The following is a 16,908-nucleotide window of genomic DNA, read 5'->3' as shown; positions in this document are numbered from 1 at the left end:
CAGGTCGCCGACGCGTCGACCTTCAGATGCCTGCTGAACGAGAGGGTAGGCAGCCCGTCGCTCCAGCTATGGCGGCCCCAGGACACGGCGAACCCGTCGCCGTCCGGCTCCGACTCCAGCCCGTCAACGTCGACCGCGAGGAACACCCAGAACACCCGCCAGGCCGATTCGGGACTCTCCACCCGGTTCGGATCAAGGCCCTGCTGCCCGAGGAGATCTCGAAAGAGGTCCGATGCATCCGGCCACAACACGAGCACACCGCAAGGTACCAGGCAGCCTCCCCGCATCCGACTTGTGCACGTCATCGCGTACGCATCGCCAGCCGCGAGCTGCTGTAGCGCCATCCCTGTCTGCCGTCGACCCGCCCTCCTGGGGAGCGGGGCGCCGCCCGGCCCGCCACAGCGGCTGCGCCGGGCGCTGCATGACCTGCTGTTGAATGCTCGTGCCCTGCGGGCTGCCGTCGGATCGGACGATCTCGCCCGTCTCGATCACCTGTTTGAACCGCCGGAGGTCGTCGCAGACCTGCTGCTGCGGGTTCTCGCCGAAAGCCTTGGCGACCATCGCGCCCAACCTGCGGCCGGGCACCGAAAACTCGAGCTCCACCCGCATCTCGGTGCCGCGTCCCCCGGTGGCTGGCTGGAAGCGCACCGAGCCGGAGTTGGGCACCTTCGAGCCCTCGGCCGAACGCCACATGATCAACTCGTTGGGGCGGTCGGCAACGACCTCGGCCTCCCACTCGACGCTCCTGCCCGCCGGTGCCTTGGCCGTCCAGCGCGACCGCCGGTCGGTGATCGCACGCACCGACTGCAGGTGGTACATGAAACGCGGCAGATTCTCGAAGTCGTGCCAGAACCGGTAGGCCTCCTCGGCGCTGCGGTTGACCGTCACCGAGGCGTGTACTCGGTTACCGGCGTCCATCGGTCGGCCCCGAGTGGTCCGAAGCGCCGTGTAGAGGTCGACGGCGGTGATGCCGGCGACCGCTCCGGTCGCGTACATCAGGCGCCGCCGCCGTTCGCCACAGCGGTGCTGCATCGCCTGACGGCAGGCGGCCAGGTCCATGATGTCGCCGGCAACCCGCGTCCACGCCCCCCACCCGGCCCGGCGGGGTATCAGCAGCGCCGCGGCGTGGCCGAACTCCCGCATACCGGCGATCTGCAGGACGGTCTGTGCTGTCCGAGAGTCGTCGATGCCGCAGAGTCGGCTGACCGTTGTCGTGCCCCGAGGGTGGCCGCGCCCAGGCGCCAAGACTGAACCAGCCCAGGAACCTCGCCATCCCTTGCGATCGACGGTCCGGAGTCTCTCGTTAGATCCCGAGAGTGTCCGTCACCGACCGGAGACCCATTGTGCTTTTCCGACCCATCTGTCCTCACTTCAATCCGGCGGCGGTCGCCCTACGTGCCGACCCGGGGCGGGGCTTCCCGAAGTCGCGGCGTTCACGCATGCGGGACGGACGGCCGCATGCGGAGCAGCAGCCCGGGGTGTGGAGCCGGCCCGAGCGGGAAGTCACATCCGCTCTCGTGCGACCGCTCTCGTGCGACGACGGCTGGAGGGACATGGTTGCCAGAAACCTGGTGGTGATCGGTGGCACCAGCGGTCTCGGGCTGGCGGTGGCCCGTCTGCTCGTGCACGAGCACCGGGTCACCGTCTTCAGCGACCGGCCGGACGAGGTTGCCGCGGTGACCAATGACCTCGGTTGTGCCGGCGCCGTCTGCGATGTCTCCTCCTACGAGCAGGTGCGGGACGGTTTCGCAAGTGTGTTCGACATGTACGGCACCATCGACGGGGTGGCCACCTGCGCCTCAGTGTGGGCGGGCGGCGAACTGGAGAGCCTCAGCCCGGAGCGCATCCGGCGGGCGGTGGAGGTCAACGCGCTCGGCACGACGTACGTGCTCAAGGAGGCGCTACGCCACCTGCGCCGGCAGGGCTACGGCAACGTGGTGTACACCGGCGCGATGGCGGTGACCCGGCCCCGACCCGGCATCCCGGTCTACCGCGCCACGAAGAGCTACGGCACCAGCCTGGTCGAGTCGCTGGCCGAGGCGCAGCACAGCAACCGGATCAAGGTGATGCAGCTGCATCCCGGGCCGATGCCCACCCGGCTCCAGGAGCGGGTCGGAGACGAGTTCCTGGACCAGATCTACGCGCAGCCGGAGGAGGTAGCCGGGGAGGTCGTACGGCTGCTTTTGCTCGCCCCCGATGACCTCTACGTCTCCGGTGAGCGCGTGCTGCGCGCGGACGGGCGGTGGTGACGCCCGGAGGCATCCCCGCCGAGGCTCCCGTCTCGGCGTGGTCGCCGCTGCGGACGGCGGTCTACCGCAACCTCTGGCTCGCCCTGCTCGCCGCCAACATCGGCACCTGGATGCAGACGGTCGGCGCGCAGTGGCTGCTGATCCACGAACCGAACGCCTCGACGCTGGTCGCCCTGGTCCAGACAGCCAGCCTGCTGCCGCTGCTGCTGCTGGCGTTACCGGCCGGCGCGCTCGCGGACGCCCTGGACCGGCGGCACCTGCTGATCTCGGTACAGCTGTTCCTGGTCGCGGTGGCCGCGGCGCTGACCGTGCTCACCGCAACCGGCCGGATGCCGCCGGCGCTGCTGCTCACCCTCACCTTCGCGTTCGGCGCGGGGCAGGCGCTCACCCTGCCGGCCTGGGCGGCGGTGATCCCCCAACTGGTGCCACGCGAGCAGTTGCGGTCGGCTTCCACGCTCGGCTCGATCAGCGTCAACATGGCCCGGGCCGTCGGCCCGGCCGCAGCCGGTGTGTTGATCGCCAAGGTGGGGGTGGCTCCGGTCTTCGCCCTCAACGCCGTGGCGTTTCTGGTCTTCGCGCTCGCGCTGGTCCGCTGGCGACCCGCCAACGCCCGGGCCGTCGAGGTGCCGGAGCCGTTCACCGCCGCGCTGCGCGCCGGCGGTCGCTACGTGCGGCACTCACCGATCGTCCGCCGGCTGCTCCGACGCGCGCTGGTCTTCGTGATTCCGGCCAGCGCGCTCTGGGCGCTGCTGCCGCTGGTGGCCAACCGGCGGCTCGGCATGAACGCCAGCGGGTACGGCCTGCTGTTGGGCGCCCTCGGAGCGGGCGCCATCCTGGGCGGCCTGCTCCTGCCGTGGATCCGGACCCGGATGTCGCCCAACCAGTTCCTGCTGGTGGCCGGGGCGCTCTACGGCGGGGCGCTGATCGTGGTGGCGTCGGTCCAGGTCGTGCCGGTGGCGCTGGTCGCCCTGCTGCCGGCCGGGGTGGCCTGGGTGACCGTGCTCGCCAACATCAACGCCGAGATCCAGCTCTTCCTGCCGGGCTGGGTACGCGCCCGCGGCCTCGCCGTCTACCAGGTGGTCCAGGGGGGCGGGCAGGCCGTCGGCGCGCTCGTCTGGGGCGTGGTCGCCGACACCGTCGGACTGGTCGCCGCGTTGCTCGCGGCGGGCGCGTTGATGCTCGTCGGTGGGGTGACCAGCAAGATCTGGCCGCTGCCCGAGCTGCGCGAGGTGACGAAGGACCCGACCACCTACCTGCCCCCACTGGGGGAACTCGCCCTCGAACCAGACCCCCGGGTGGGCCCGGTGCTGGTGCTGGTGGCCTATATCGTGCGGCCGGAGCGGGAGCAGGAGTTCATAAAGGCGATGGACCTGGTACGCGGCTCGCGGCAGCGCACCGGGGCGATGCGCTGGGGGCTTTTCCGCGAGGGCGAATGCCGGGACCGCCTGGTCGAGGTCTACCTGGTGCCGTCCTGGGACGAGCACCTGCGCCAGCACGGCGGTCGGCTGACGGGAGCCGACCAGGAGGCGGAGGAACGGGCGAAAGAACTCGCCGACGGCGAACCGGAGGTGCGACACCTGCTGCCGGCCGCCGCCGGGCCTACGTTGACCGACGAGCGGGAGGAGCCATGAGCCGCCCCGGCCGGCCGGCGGCCACCGCCGACCGATGCCAAGGCGCGGCCGTCGCCGTTTCATCCCCCGCATGCGCCGGTACCCGCCACGGCCTGGTTGGAGAGGCGCCGCGCACGCTCGCCACGGTGCAGGAGTGCACGCACGCCCTGGACGACTGGACCGCCGAGCGGGAGGACAGCGACACCTACGCGGCGACCAGCGACCGCGACGTCACGCTGACCCGGTCACAACGAGACCTGCGAGTTGTCGTCCGACCGGCGACGGTTACCTCTGAGCCCATCGCGACGACCCCGCAGGTTCCGCTGGGGGGTGCCCAAGGGCTGGCCCCGCCGACACTCGTCCGGAACGGGCAAGCGGGCCCCCAGCGACCGCCGAGTCTCCAGCGCCTCGGCCTGCGACGCACAAAGCGACGCGCATACCCGGGTGCCGAGCAGCGCGGTCAGGGCCGGGCCGGTACGACATCCAGAGCAACTTGTGCGACGTTGATCGTGCCGAGTCCGACCTCGTATCGAGTTCCCAGTTCATCCGGTTGGTCGGCTGGAGGGATTTGCTCAAGCAGTCCTAGACATTCACGGCAGCGCGCCGGTAGATCGTCTCGTAGCCGCGGGCCATCCGCTGCGTGGAGAAGTTCTCCGCCACGTGGGCGACGCAGGCCGCCGGGTCGAGGCTGGTCGCCTCGTGCAGCGCCGCCGGCAGTTCCTCGTCTGCCTCGCAGACCAGGCCGGTCAGGCCGGGTCGGACGAGTTCCGGGACGGCGCCGCGGTTGAGCGCGACCACTGGGGTGCCGGTCGCCATGGCCTCCAGAATGACCATGCCGAAGGGCTCATCCCACTGGATGGGCATGATCAGGCAGCGGGCGTCGACCAACAGCTGCAGCACGGCCTCCCGGTCGGCGTTGAACACCACCGTGACGTCCTCGTCGAGCAGCGGCCGGATGACCTCGTCGTAGTAGCGGCGTTCGATCGGCTCATTGCACTTGCCAACCAGCATCAGCGGCAGGCCGGAGGCCCGGCACGCCCGGATGGCAACGTCCGGTCCCTTGTCAGGGCTGAACCGGGCCAGCCAGAGCACCGGCCCCCGGCCGGGCGCCGTCTTGCGGGGGATGCCGGCGAGGTCCATCGCGTTGTGCACGGCGCCGACCCAGGGCAGCCGCGGGTTCATTCGGAGCTGGGCGTGCGAGATGGCGACCAGGGCGACGCCCTGGTCGGTGAGGCTGAGCACGTCGCCGTACTCGCCTACCGGGTTGCCGTGCACGGTCGCCACGGTGGGCACGGCGCGCCGGCCGGCGATCATCGGGCCGATGGTGGTGTGGTCGTGGATGACGTCGAAGTCAGCCGCGCTGATCAGGTGGGTGACCCGGGCCGCGTGGGCCAGCTCGGGCAGCGTCTCGCCGAGCCGCTCGTACTGCAGTTCGGGCACCGTCGAAACGAAGTCGGCGGCGGTGTCGTGCTGCCGCCCGGCCCCGAACAGGGTCACCTGGTGACCCCGATCGACCAGCGCGTCCACGAGCCCGGCCACCAGGTGCTCCACCCCGCCGTAGCCCGGTGGGGGCACCGACAGCCAGGGCGGGAGCACCATCGCGATCCGCAGCGGCCGCTTCTGCGAGCGGTCGGCCAGCCGGTGGTTGGTGGCCACTAAGCTAAGTCCTCCCGTTGATCCACTGGAGTGGGGTTCGATGTGCGTCGTGCTGTCGTTTCCCGTCGCCGCGGCAGAAGATAACGCCGGCTTCCCCCGTGCAGGGATGCTGTGCAGGCAGGCCGCGTCCGGAACGTCGTCATCTCGGGTGGGCGCAGGTGGTGATCAGGTTGACTGACCCGAGGATGGTGCCGAGCCGGACAGCACCAAGCCATGATCCAGACGTTCCCGCCCCCTCCCGGGGGCCTCACCGCTCAGGGGAGGAGATCAGGTGGACCTCGGCCCCCGCCTGCTCCGCAGCGGCTCGGGACTGGGTGTACTCCACGTCCTCCACCCCGTCGGCGGCGAGGCAAGCGACTCGCCGCTTCAGGCCCATAGAGTTCCCCGACGTCCGAGCGGCCACCCAGCAGCTGGCCTTACCTGCCAGGCGTTGTGCCTGGTGAGGACGGTGCCGTGATGACCGCGACACTGAATGACCAGACCGGACGCAAGAAGCGGCCTGACCCGTCGTGGAGGCGAAGGCCGCCGCCGAGCTGGTGCGGGCGGCCAAGGAACAGGGCCTGTCATTGACCGGGCCGGACGGGCTGCTGATTGGCCCGATGCGGGTGGTCGTCAGGGCTTGAGGACGACCTTCTCGCAGTCGTCCTGCTTGTTCTTGAAGATCTCGAAGCCGCGTTCCGCCTCGTCGAGCGGCAGGGTGTGAGTGATGACCCGGGTCGGATCGATCTCCCCGCGCTCGATGCGCTTCAGCAGCGGCTTCATGTAGCGCTGCACGTGGCATTGCCCGGTACGCAGGGTCAGCGCCCGGTTCATCCACGCGCCGGCCGGGAACTTGTCGAGGAAGCCGCCGTACACGCCGATCACCGACACGATGCCACCGCTGCGGCACGACAGGATCGCCTGGCGCAGCGCGTGCGGGCGCTCGGTCTCCGAGCGGACCGCCTGCTTGATCCGGTCGTAGGCGTGGATGTGCGCACTGCCGTGGCTGGCCTCCATGCCGACCGCGTCGATGCACTTGTCCGGTCCCCGCCCACCGGTCAGTTCCAGCAGCCGGGACCGCACGTCTACCTCCTCGAAGTTCACCGGCGTGTGGCCCGCCCGTTCCGCCATCTGCAGCCGGTACGGCTCCTTGTCGATGGCGATGACCTTCGCGGCGCCGAGCACCCGGGCGCTGTCCATGGCGAACTGGCCGACCGGGCCGGCGCCCCACACCGCCACCACGTCGGTGGACTGGATGTCGCACATCTCGGCACCCATGTAGCCGGTGGGCAGGATGTCGGAGAGGAAGAGCACCTGCTCGTCGGTCAGATCGGACTCGATCTTCAGCGGGCCGACGTCGGCGAAGGGCACCCGCGCGTACTGTGCCTGACCGCCCGCGTAGCCGCCGGTCAGATGCGAATAGCCGAAGATCCCGGCGACCGGGTGACCGAGGATCTTCTCCGCGATCCCGGCGTTGGGGTTGGAGTTCTCGCAGCAGGTGTACAGCTCGGCGGCGCAGGCGCCGCACGCGCCGCAGGCGATCGGGAACGGCACGACGACCCGGTCCCCGATGCGCAGCCGATCCGGATCGACGCCTTGGCCGACCTCGATCACCTCACCCATGAATTCGTGACCCATGACGTCGCCGTCCTGCATCGTGGGCACATACCCGTCGACCAGGTGCAGGTCCGAGCCGCAGATCGCGGTGGAGGTGATCCGTACGATGGCATCGCGCTTGTTCAGGATCTTCGGGTCCGGCACGTCACGGACCTTGACCTTGTTGCGGCCCGCCCAGGTGTTCGCCCTCACGCGTCCGCTCCCTTCGCGAGCTCGGAGTCCGACAGCGGTTGCGCCGGACGCTGCGGGAACTCCTTGCGGGCCCGCTTGCCCCACGGGGCGCCGTCGGACCGGACCACCTCGCCGGTCTCCAGCACCTGCTTGAGCCGGCGCAGGTCGTCGTCGAGCTGCTGGTGCGGTTCCTCGCCGAAGTACTTGGCGACCGCCTTGCCGACCGTGCCGCCCGGAATGTCGTACGTCAGGACGACGTGCACCTCGGTGCTCACACCGTCCGGGGCGGGCACGAACCGGATCGTACCGGCGTTCGGCACGTCGGCGTTGCCGGTCGACCGCCACGCGATCTTCTCGCCGGGTGCCTCGTCGACGATCTCCGCGTCCCACCCGACGTTCGTGCCGAACGGGGCGGCGGCGGACCAATGGCTCGTGCGCTCACCCGTGACGTGGACCTCCTCGAGATGCGCCATGAACGTCGGGAGATTGTCCAGATCCCGCCAGAACGCGTAGACCTCCGGTGGAGGTTTGCGGATGGTTGTCGTGGCTGTCAGCTCCATGGATCCTCCTCTGCGTGCGCCTCGTAACGACGGGACGGAGCCGATCCGCTTCGCGCGGGTGGCCTGCACGGCGGTCAGTAGGTCCAGCACCGTGATCCCGACGACGGCGCCAGTGACACCGACGAGCCGCCGCCGGCGGCGCCCGCTGCGGTGGGCGATGGCCATTCCGAGCGAGGTCAGGTCCATCGCGTCGCCGACGACCCGGGTCCACGCCCAGGCGCTCTTGCGCCGGCTCGTCAGGAGCCCGGCCGCGTGTACCAGTTCCCGCGCCCCGACGAGCGGCACCACCGCCCGGGACGTCGGGGAGTCGTCCACGCCGCTGATCCGGCGCACCGTGTCCGGCGCCGCCAGCTGTGCCACGCCCAGACCGAGACTCATCCAGCCGAGCCCCCGCCCCCGCCGCTGCACCTCGTCCTGCCTGGCCTTCACTGCCTCTCGGGTTGCCAGTCGAGTCACGGGTAGCCTCCGTATCCGATCGCACCGGCCGAGCGTCCCAATCCACGGCGACCGCGGGGCGCGACGCATTGGGGCCCGGGATACCCCCCGGAAACCACCTGAACCCGCCCATCGACCGCTGCGTGAGGATTGCACCGCCGACCCGAGCCGCACGGACGGCGTCCGGATTGGCACTCATCGTCACGGCAACCGGCCGGCGAACGCCGGGACCGGCTCCACCACGCGGACGTATGTCCCCAGGGAAGGTGCGTGGGCGAGCTCCACGTAGTCACCGTCGGCTGCCTCGCCGGCGAAGGCGGCTGCACCAGTCCTCGCTGCTCAGCACGTCGTTACGGCCGCGTGATCACCAGCACCGGTACGGCCAGCGGGGCGACCGGTTCGTCGATCACGTACCTGCGGTGCACCTATACCAGGTGCGAACATCCGTCCCGCACCCTCGGCCACCTGTGCCCGCCAGCGGCGTCACCTCCGCAATCTCAGGCGTTTTCGTCGTAGCGTTCCCGTGTCAGCCGGTTGGCCGTCTCCGGATCGAGGCCGCTGGCGCGGAGCAGGTCACTCGCCGCAACGCGTGTCTGGGTGACCAGGGTCTGACTGAACTGGCCGGTGGCGACGTCGCCGGCCTTGCGGGCGCTGCGCATGGCCGCGAGGGCTATTGCTCGCGCCCGCCGCGGATCACGTCCCGAGACGAGTTCGGCCCGTAGGTGCTCGGTGGCGTCGGCGAGTTGCCTGAGTGTCTTGGTCAGCTCAGACGGAACGGTCTCGTCGTACTGCAAGGCGGTCGCCGAGGTACGCGCCAAATCTTGTGCGTCGCCGATCAGCCGTTGGCCATGCTGAGCGAAGTGGGCGAACTGTTCCACGTCATGTCGCCGCTGCCATCTCGCCGGAGCCAGTCTTACCACCTCCTTCGCCCCGTCGAGCGCCTGCGACAATCGTGCGAGATCGGGTCCCGAGTCCCGCAGGCGCTTGAGGGACGCGATCGCCTGTTCTGCGTCACGCTGGTTCAGAGCGGTCGCGATGGTGCGTAGTTCCGCGCTGGTCAGCTGGACAATCGGTGTGGCCGCCCGGTTGAGAATGCGCATCGGGTTGACCGGGAACAGGAGCGTGACCACCACCAGCCCCACCGCCCCGCCGACGAAGGCGTCCAGGATCCTGGGCCACTCGAGGTTGGGATTCACCGGCGACAGCGTCGCGATCACGACAGCTGAAGCACCCGCCTGGGCCACGGTCGCGCCGCTGCCACCGGAAAGGATCAGCGCGGACGCGATCGCGATACCGACCGCCAGACCGATCTGCACGGGCCCCGGACCGATGGTGTATAGCAGAGCGTCCCCGATGAGGATTCCGATTCCCACGCCGATCAGCGACTGGGCGGTTCGTCGGACCCGCTGTCCGATTGCGGCGACGATCGTGCCGACCGCCGCGGACGGAGCGAACACCGGCGCGGGGTTGCCCAACACGTCGTGCCCGATGACCCAGGCCAACGCCGCAGCCAGCCCCGCCTGCACCGCGATTACCAGGATGACGTCCGTCTGGCGCAGCCGCACCCGCCACTCCCGACGACCACGCTCGCGAGCCCGCTCTGCCAGATGCCGGGCCTGGCTGGCTACGGCGTCAAGGTCGGAGGGCGGACCGGGCGCGCGCTCCTGGGCAGCACTCATGCGGGGGACTACCCAAAGCAGCGACCAACAAATCAGCGTCAGTGGGTCCGTCCACATCTGCACCGGCGCCGTGCTCCGCGCCGAGCCTCCGTATCCGTCGGTTGCTCCGTGGAGGCCGGCGCGTCGCGCGATTGACATGGCGGCTGCCCGGCGCGCGACGGTGACTCGTCGCCTTCCGTTGGAGCGGCAGATGTTGGTCGTCGGCAGCGGTGGGCATCCGCTGGCGTTGTCACGGTCCGGTGACCCGATCACGGTGACTTCGTGGGGTACACGCCGGGCCGGCAGCGCTTACCCGGGTCGTTTGCCGCTCAGGCCTTCGGGAAGAAGCCGTCGCACCGACAGTCAGGAGTAGCGGATGAACGGGCCCCTAGTGTTTCAGAATTCGTCGCGGGGACGGGCTTGCGGTCGGCCAGGGTAGCCGCGAGCGGCTAGCCAGATGGTCAGGTCGGTGGCGAGGCGGCTGACGTCGGTGGCGGTAGTGAGGCCGTGCTCGCGCCAGCGAGGGTCGCGGCGTTCAACCTCGTAGCTGCCATCGTCGAGTAGGGATATCGAGGCGTACCAGTCGCTGTCGTCGGCCGGGGTGATGGCGACGAAGGTATTGTCCGGGTGGCACAGCTGGTTGATCAGCATGAACAGGGCATCTTCGGATGGGTCGTCGATGTGGTCGCCTTTTTCGGTGTCGGCGGTGTGGTAATCGGCGGTCATCGGCACCCCTCTGTCCCGGGTGGAGATCAATCGGTTGAGCATGTCACGGTCTACGGTCACAGCTCGCGACCCGCAGGCGCCGCCACAGTGGCGACACCCGGGCGAGACCGACGACGACAGCGACCGCTCATGGTGGCGATGGGTGCTGCCTCCTCGTGCCACGCCTCCGCACGGAAGGAGCCTCCACGAAACCAGGGCGGTTCGTCATGTCGGTGTTCGGTGGCATCAGCAAGGGCGAACGCAACCGCATCCGCGCCCCGCACCGCCGTGACCGCCCAGACCCTGCGGTACGGCGCCAACACATGGCGTGAGACGCCAGAGCCTTCGGGCATATGAAGTGGTCGCCCACGGACCGCGCGTGGATCGTCAGCTTCTCGCCACCCTGCATGCAGCCCGATCCGGTGATCGCTCGGGGTTTTCCCCTGCACGACCCGGTCGAGCCGGAACGCTGAACGGATGGAGCAGCGATCGGGACGACCGGCGCTGGGACGCTTGCTGTCCGTCAGGCGTGCCCTGTGGTCGCTAGCCGTCGGTGTCGTCGCCGGGACGGCCACCGCACTGCTGGGGGCGCCGGAGCTGACGCCGCTGGTGATCTGGACGATCGCGGCGGGCACTGTCCTCGTCTGGGCGTGGCGGGCCTGCTGGTCGGCGAGCCCGCAGCGCACCGAGCAGCTTGCCGAGGCGGAGCGGCACTCCCGATCCACCGACTCCGCGCTCCTGATCGCGTCCGTTATCAGCCTCGCCGCCGTGGCCGAGGCGCTCGTCCGCGCCTCGAACGAGCAGGACATGGTGGCCGTCACGCTGGTGATCCTCAGCGTCGTCGCAGTGGTCCTGGCGTGGGCGCTGGTGAACACCGTCTTCGCGTTCAAGTACGCCCGGCTGTACTACCGCGACGACGACGGCGGCGTCGACTTCAAGCGGGAAGGCCCACCGGCGTACGCCGACTTCGCGTACGTCGCCTTCACGGTCGGCATGTCCTACGCACCGGGCGAGAACGAACCGACCAGCAACCGCATGCGCCGTATCGCGCTCGGGCATGCGCTGCTCTCGTACGCCTTCGGAACCGGCATTTTGGCTGTTGCCATCAACTTGGTCACCAACCTGGGCCAGTCGTGACCTCTATGGAGCGGTACGTGCGCCCGCCGCTGGGACGGATCCGCGAGGGCGAGATCTGAGCTGCGTCATCACCCACACGAAGGCGCTGGACGACGCCCCGTACGGCTACGACATCTTCAAGAACAAGCAGGACGAGTGCGTGAAGGTGCTACTGAAGCCGTAGCTGCGGCGGACGAAAACGTTGGTCGCACCCGGGACGGCCGATGGCGCCCATCGCCGCTCCGACCGTCCCGGGGGACGCGCCACGTGACCGCGAGCGTGACGGATGAGAGCGCACGATGACGGTCGCCGCCGGCAGAGAGGTCCGTTGATGACCACGAGGATGGTCATGGTGGTCGCGGTGGCCCTGGTTGTCGCAGCAGGCCTCCTGGCCGGCGTACTGGTCCAGCGTCGTGCCGGTGGTCGTAGCTACCGTTGGCTGCTCGCGCCGCTGTACCCCGCATCCCGGCGCCCCGCCGTCGCCGTGCTGCTCCTCGCGGCGCTGTACGTGGGAATCCGCGCGTACCCCGGCGCGGGACACCACATCGTCTGGCGCGTCGTCGTGGTGCTGTTGATCGCGAGCGTGGCGTGGCTGGTGCTTCGCGCCCTGCACGTCGCCGAGAGGGTCGCGTTCAGCCGGCTGCCGGGCGCGCCGGATCCGACCGCCGGATCCGGCGCGCCCGCACCCAGATCCGACCGGTGCGGCGCCTCACCTCGGTCGTGGTGACGGTCGTGGCGATCGGCCTGTTCCTCACCACCTTCCCTCCCCTGCGCACCATCGGGCTGTCCGTGCTCACCTCGGCGGGTGTCGTCGGCGCGCTGCTCGGCCTGTCCGCGCGCACGCTCGGCAATGCCTTCGCCGGCATCCAGGTCGCCTTCGCCGACGGCCTCCACGTGGGCGACGTCATCGTGGGCGACGGGCAGTGGGGGCGCGTCGAGGAGGTGAAGCTGATCAACGTGGTCATCCGGCTCCGGGACGACCGGATGCTTATCCTGCCCACCACCTGGTTTACCGAACACCCCTTTCAGAACTGGACCCGGCACGAGACGCGGGTGATCGGCCAGATCCGGCTCCACGTCGATCACACCGCCGACCTGGACGATCTCCGTGTCGAGAGGAGGCGGCTCGTCGAATCGTCACCGCTGTGGGATCGGCACCAGTGGGTGCTGCAGATGGTGGACGCGACGCCCCAGACCGTCGTCGTCCAGGTCCAGGCATCGGCGGCCGACGGGCGAGTGCGTGGGACCTCCGCTGCGACGTGCGCGAGAGCCTCATCCGGTACCTGGGTGATCACCACCCCGAGTGGCTGCCCCGCACCCGCAGCGAGTACCACCCCTAAGCGCACACCCGCCGGCTCACTCCTGTTCCCGGTGGTCGGTCAACGCGGCGCTGGCGGCGGCCGGCAGCCGCAGGTCGTTATCGCTGGTAGCGGCGCGTTCCCCAGGTTGTTCGGGACGCGGCTCGAACGTGCGCGAGGTGGTGGAAGTACAGCCAGCCAGCGGTCGATGGGGCCGTTCGGACCTCGCCCGGTCCCAGTTGGACTCGGTTTGCCAGACGACGGCCGCACGTTGGTCACCTCGCCGGTGACCAGGTCGAAGCCGCGCGGCTGGTTCATCCAGGCGTTCGCGAGACCACGAAGAACGCCGACGCGACCCCGGCCACGCAGACCGGCAGGCCGGACAGCAGGTGCGCCCGCGGTGGAACCCGGCTCCACGTGTAGAGGCAAATGCCGACGAAGATCGCCTCGATGAAGAAGGCGAAGCCCTCCAGCGCGAACGGCAACCCGATGACGTCGCCGAACCGGCCCATCATCCCCGGCCAGAGCAGCCCCATCTCGAACGAGAGGATCGTCCCGGACACCGCACCCACGGCGAAGATCACGCTGATCACCGTGGCCCATCGGCGCGCCAGGCGGGTGTAGACGGCGTCCCCGGTACGCAGTCCGCGTCACTCGGCGAAGACCGTGACTGCGGGCATGCCGACTCGGAACGCCGCGATCACGATGTGCCAACCGAGGGACAGCGCCATCTGCAGCCGCGCGGCCATCAAGTCGGCCGGAGCGGCGTCCTGCGCCAGGAACTGCAGCAACCGATGCCTCCAACCCGGATCGACCCCTACATCGTCGCAGGAACCCGGAAGGTATCGGGTGAACGGCATATTTAGCGTTTAGGCACCACGGCGGACGTCGATCAGCTCTGCGGCTGTTGCCCCTGCGGTCCTACCAGCCGCGCTGTGACCTGCCTCAGTGGCTGGCTGCTGTTGACGATCTTTTTCATAAGTTGCCACGCCGCTCGGGACGGAGATCCGCCCAGCACGCCACCCAGCCCCCCCGCACCGCCGCCGGCCGCCGCCCCCTTGTTCTGAGCCAGTTGCTGGGTGGTCTGCCCGAGCTGCTGGGTGGTCTGCCCGAGCTGTTGACCGACCTGCTGGGTGGCCTGCTGCAGCGTCTGCGACAGCGGCCCCTGCGGCCCGAGCACCTGCTGAGCTGTCTGCCCGACCTGGTTCACGGCGGTGTCCACCGTCTTCACCACCGACTCGATGATCTGAGGGTTGCGCTCGATGGTGCGGAGGGCGCTGTCGAGAATGCCGCGGAGCTCTTCGAGCCGAACCTCGAGCATCGCCTCGGCTTCGACGCCCTTAATGTCGATCTTCACCGTGCCGAGATGCGCCTGAACGCCCACGTCGAGCTGGAGCAGGCTACCCAGCCGGGCTCGCAGTGAAACGGAGGCCTCCAGGTTGTCGACCTCGATGTAGATCTGTTCGACCTTGACCTGCGGGATCTGGAGGACGACGTCCGGGTCTGACATCGTCTTGCTGCTGTGCCCGCCAGCCGGCTGGGGAAGGTCGTGCTCACCACTCTGCGGGACGGCGGGGCGTTTGCCGGGTTCGGCATCCGTTGTCCCGCCGGCGGGACAGAGGTTCTGGCCCCGACCGGCGACTTCAGCGCCCTCCTCGGCGTCGCGCTGCCGATCGACCTGCTCGCGCGGTCGCGCGGGCGCCTCCCGTGTGCCCGTGTCCCGGCTCTCCGGTTCGGCCATCCCGCACTCCTCGGGCCTCGCCTAGCATGCGGACCGGATGGAGCCCACCATCGGTATGTGGCTCCGATCCTCGGCCCATCCCCTCGGACCGGGTCGCGGTCTACCCGTGTGCCGACGCATCAAACGGTTCAGGGGTGCGGCCGAGGAGACGGCGGATCAGCTGCGCCTGAAAGCGAGCGGCAAGCAGGTGAGCACCTGCTCCCACCCGTGCCCTCGCTCACGCGACCCCAACGACAGGTCGGCGTACCAGTAGCGATCGGTGTCTTCTTGCTGGCCAAGACGATCATGCCGGTCGCGCTGGTGACGGCCAGCTTGGTGGTCGTCACGGGCTGTAGCAGCCGTGGAAGTAGCGGATGCCATGCGTACGCGTGTAGGTCGCTGGCAGCCGGTCCGGTCTGCCGGCCGGCGCCCACCCGCTGCCGTGATGCGGGCGGATCGACAGCGGCCCGAACTGGTCGAAGGCGAAACACCGGTCCGCAAACCGGCGGGTCACCTCCTCGATACGGTCGAGCTTAACGTCCTTGTCCGGGTCACGGGACTCCCTCCAAGTGCGGGTGCGCTGGAAGGACACGTCGTGGTGCCGCAGGATCTGCCGCAGCCGTTCCCGACCGATGGCCACCCGCCGGGCCCGGTTGGTGGCCAGGTAGTCGGCGAGCTTGCGGGTACTCCAGTGCGTGAAGGGGCGACCCAGACTCTTCGGTCGGGTCGTGGCCGTCGCGACGATGAACCGCTGGTCATCATCGGTGATCAGGCGGGGACGGCCTCCCGCCCACTGAGGGTCCACGCGCGTAGTCCGATCTCGTTGAACCGGTGGATCACATCCCGGACGGTGTCCTCGTGCGCGGCAACCAGGCGGGCGATCGCCGGCACCGGGGTGCCGGACGCCGACGCCATGATGATCATCGCCCGGCGGACCCGGATCGACTCGTGCTTGCCGCGCCGCACGAGCTGCTGCAGCCGGCGGCCGTGATGCCCGAAACGCCTGCGGGCAGCGGCAGAGCCGGATGCCGCTCGTGCCTCCTCATGACCGCTGGGCACCACGGTTACTGGCCCGTGGATGGCCCGGCCGATCCGATCCCATGCACGGTGGCTTCGGCGACCCGAGTACGGGCCGGCCGGACAGCGGGGCCGTGCGCTCGGTCCTAGTGTCCGTGCATGACCCTGACGCAGTATTTCGTCGCCATGAGCATCGATGGGTACATCGCCGAACCCGCCGAACAGCTTGACTGGCTCTCCCAGTTCAGCAACCTGGAGGGCAAACGGCGGCGCTACGAGCGGTTCTTCGATCAGGTAGGTGCCATCGCGATGGGGGCGCGGTCGTACGAGTTCATCTATCGCCATAACGCCCCCTGGTTCTACGGCGACCGACCTACCTGGGTCTTCACCCATCGCAAACTGCCGCACCACGACGGCGCTGACCTACGCTTCACGACAGCGACGTAACCGAGGTACACCCGCAGCTGGTCGAGGCGGCCAGGGGAAAGAACGTCTGGATCCTCGGCGGTGCGGAGCTTGCGACCCAGTTCCTGCAGGCCGACCTCGTCGACGAGCTTCACATCGGCGTCGCACCAGTCCTGGTCGGCTCCGGCACCCGACTGCTGCACGCAGAGGCGTACACGCCGTGGGCCTTGGCAGAGATCAACCAGTACGGGTCATTCCTTGTGTTGCGCTACGTCGCGCCCGGCCGTGACTCCTGACCGCCCGGGTTCAGCCGGTCGCGCAGTGGTAGGCCATCCGTCTCTCGGCGGAAGGTGCCGCCAGTCTCCCCCCATCCCCCGGATAGGTGCCAAAGACTGCGGCGCCCGGTCGGGGTCAAGGGTGGCCGTAGGCCATCGGCGTGCCGACGCGCAGCGCCCTTGACGCCGAGCGGGTGGCGTAGAGGATCGGGCATCCGGGGGATGGGTCACGCCCTGGTCCTCGTCATTGAACCGCGGGCGGTTCCCACGAGAGTCCGGGGGCAAGCAGCTCTGCTGCGCGGCAGCGATCGCCCTGCCCTCGATGGAGAGCACCCCGACGGCGATCGTCCCGCCTCAGCCCTTCGTCTCTCTGGTCCTCCGCAGCGTGGCCGGCCGGCCCGGCCGATGCCGGCCGGAGGTCGCCAGCAGGCCGGGGC

Annotated in this window: 16 protein-coding genes and 3 pseudogenes; 7 read left to right on the top strand and 12 right to left on the bottom strand. The window is 69.5% G+C overall.

Annotation, left to right across the window (positions count from 1 at the left end):
* Positions 1 to 182 (bottom strand): hypothetical protein (locus NCC78_RS02680; RefSeq protein ID WP_250791506.1); only part of this gene is annotated, 182 nt, incomplete at its 3' end.
* A gap of 10 nt (positions 183 to 192) precedes the next feature.
* Positions 193 to 1,143: an SRPBCC family protein gene (locus NCC78_RS02675; protein WP_250791505.1), complete on the bottom strand. Its 951-nt coding sequence runs from the start codon at positions 1,141 to 1,143 to the stop codon at positions 193 to 195.
* Positions 1,144 to 1,553: 410 nt separating this feature from the next.
* On the opposite strand from NCC78_RS02675, the gene NCC78_RS02670 reads away from it, so the two are divergent.
* Positions 1,554 to 2,249: an SDR family oxidoreductase gene (locus NCC78_RS02670; RefSeq protein WP_250791504.1), complete on the top strand. Its 696-nt coding sequence runs from the start codon at positions 1,554 to 1,556 to the stop codon at positions 2,247 to 2,249.
* Entirely contained in the window at positions 2,243 to 3,880 is a 1,638-nt protein-coding gene (locus tag NCC78_RS02665; RefSeq protein WP_250791503.1) for an MFS transporter, read from the top strand. Before NCC78_RS02670 ends, NCC78_RS02665 begins: the two co-directional genes overlap by 7 nt.
* A 561-nt stretch (positions 3,881 to 4,441) precedes the next feature.
* On the opposite strand, the gene NCC78_RS02660 is transcribed toward NCC78_RS02665, so the two are convergent.
* Both NCC78_RS02660 and NCC78_RS31940 read right to left on the bottom strand, forming a co-directional pair.
* Positions 4,442 to 5,458 carry a glycosyltransferase family 4 protein gene (locus NCC78_RS02660; protein WP_250791509.1) on the bottom strand — a complete coding sequence of 339 codons (1,017 nt, stop codon included), beginning with the start codon at positions 5,456 to 5,458 and terminating at the stop codon, positions 4,442 to 4,444.
* Between the two features lie 304 nt (positions 5,459 to 5,762).
* A complete protein-coding gene (locus NCC78_RS31940; protein ID WP_284706208.1) occupies positions 5,763 to 5,891 on the bottom strand; it encodes a hypothetical protein in 129 nt (42 codons plus the stop codon).
* Positions 5,892 to 5,971: 80 nt separating this feature from the next.
* On the opposite strand from NCC78_RS31940, the pseudogene NCC78_RS32670 reads away from it, so the two are divergent.
* Positions 5,972 to 6,105, top strand: a pseudogene (locus tag NCC78_RS32670) (IS256 family transposase); the annotation flags it as partial.
* 22 nt (positions 6,106 to 6,127) lie between these two features.
* On the opposite strand, the gene NCC78_RS02650 reads toward NCC78_RS32670, so the two are convergent.
* The 4 genes from NCC78_RS02650 to NCC78_RS02635 all read right to left on the bottom strand — a co-directional run bounded on the left by NCC78_RS02650 (position 6,128) and on the right by NCC78_RS02635 (position 10,661).
* On the bottom strand, positions 6,128 to 7,303 hold the full coding sequence (locus tag NCC78_RS02650; protein ID WP_250791502.1) for a zinc-dependent alcohol dehydrogenase: 1,176 nt from the start codon (positions 7,301 to 7,303) through the stop codon (positions 6,128 to 6,130).
* Positions 7,300 to 8,298, bottom strand: a complete 999-nt coding sequence (locus NCC78_RS02645) for an SRPBCC family protein (protein ID WP_250791501.1) — start codon at positions 8,296 to 8,298, stop codon at positions 7,300 to 7,302. Before NCC78_RS02645 ends, NCC78_RS02650 begins: the two co-directional genes overlap by 4 nt.
* Before the next feature lie 476 nt (positions 8,299 to 8,774).
* Positions 8,775 to 9,842 (bottom strand): FUSC family protein, encoded by a 1,068-nt coding sequence (locus NCC78_RS02640; protein WP_250791499.1) that lies wholly within the window; start codon positions 9,840 to 9,842, stop codon positions 8,775 to 8,777.
* A gap of 489 nt (positions 9,843 to 10,331) precedes the next feature.
* Positions 10,332 to 10,661, bottom strand: a complete 330-nt coding sequence (locus NCC78_RS02635) for a hypothetical protein (RefSeq protein WP_250791497.1) — start codon at positions 10,659 to 10,661, stop codon at positions 10,332 to 10,334.
* A gap of 456 nt (positions 10,662 to 11,117) precedes the next feature.
* On the opposite strand from NCC78_RS02635, the gene NCC78_RS02630 reads away from it, so the two are divergent.
* Both NCC78_RS02630 and NCC78_RS02620 read left to right on the top strand, forming a co-directional pair.
* The gene (locus NCC78_RS02630) at positions 11,118 to 11,777 is read left to right on the top strand and encodes a DUF1345 domain-containing protein (protein ID WP_250791495.1); all 660 of its coding nucleotides are present in this window, start codon (positions 11,118 to 11,120) and stop codon (positions 11,775 to 11,777) included.
* A gap of 567 nt (positions 11,778 to 12,344) precedes the next feature.
* A pseudogene (locus NCC78_RS02620) lies at positions 12,345 to 12,737 on the top strand (mechanosensitive ion channel domain-containing protein); the annotation flags it as partial.
* Positions 12,738 to 13,368: 631 nt separating this feature from the next.
* On the opposite strand, the gene NCC78_RS02615 reads toward NCC78_RS02620, so the two are convergent.
* From NCC78_RS02615 to NCC78_RS02600, 4 genes and pseudogenes are all read right to left on the bottom strand, one after another.
* Positions 13,369 to 13,638 carry a cytochrome ubiquinol oxidase subunit I gene (locus tag NCC78_RS02615; RefSeq protein ID WP_250791491.1) on the bottom strand — a complete coding sequence of 90 codons (270 nt, stop codon included), beginning with the start codon at positions 13,636 to 13,638 and terminating at the stop codon, positions 13,369 to 13,371.
* 66 nt (positions 13,639 to 13,704) lie between these two features.
* Positions 13,705 to 13,845, bottom strand: a complete 141-nt coding sequence (locus NCC78_RS02610; RefSeq protein WP_250791489.1) for a cytochrome ubiquinol oxidase subunit I — start codon at positions 13,843 to 13,845, stop codon at positions 13,705 to 13,707.
* Positions 13,846 to 13,946: 101 nt separating this feature from the next.
* A complete protein-coding gene (locus NCC78_RS02605; RefSeq protein WP_250791488.1) occupies positions 13,947 to 14,795 on the bottom strand; it encodes a hypothetical protein in 849 nt (282 codons plus the stop codon).
* A gap of 328 nt (positions 14,796 to 15,123) precedes the next feature.
* Positions 15,124 to 15,752, bottom strand: a pseudogene (locus tag NCC78_RS02600) (helix-turn-helix domain-containing protein); the annotation flags it as partial.
* A 198-nt stretch (positions 15,753 to 15,950) separates the two neighbouring features.
* Here NCC78_RS02600 and NCC78_RS02595 point away from each other — a divergent pair.
* Together NCC78_RS02595 and NCC78_RS32380 are read left to right on the top strand one after the other, a co-directional pair.
* The gene (locus tag NCC78_RS02595; RefSeq protein WP_250791486.1) at positions 15,951 to 16,238 is read left to right on the top strand and encodes a dihydrofolate reductase family protein; all 288 of its coding nucleotides are present in this window, start codon (positions 15,951 to 15,953) and stop codon (positions 16,236 to 16,238) included.
* A gap of 17 nt (positions 16,239 to 16,255) precedes the next feature.
* The gene (locus NCC78_RS32380; RefSeq protein ID WP_372495036.1) at positions 16,256 to 16,492 is read left to right on the top strand and encodes a dihydrofolate reductase family protein; all 237 of its coding nucleotides are present in this window, start codon (positions 16,256 to 16,258) and stop codon (positions 16,490 to 16,492) included.
* The last annotated feature ends 416 nt before the right edge of the window (positions 16,493 to 16,908 follow it).

It is taken from the genome of Micromonospora phytophila, from assembly GCF_023656545.1.
GTDB classification, from domain to species: domain Bacteria; phylum Actinomycetota; class Actinomycetes; order Mycobacteriales; family Micromonosporaceae; genus Micromonospora; species Micromonospora phytophila.
Note: the sequence above shows the minus strand (reverse complement) of the source record. Positions and strands in the feature narration are given on the sequence as shown.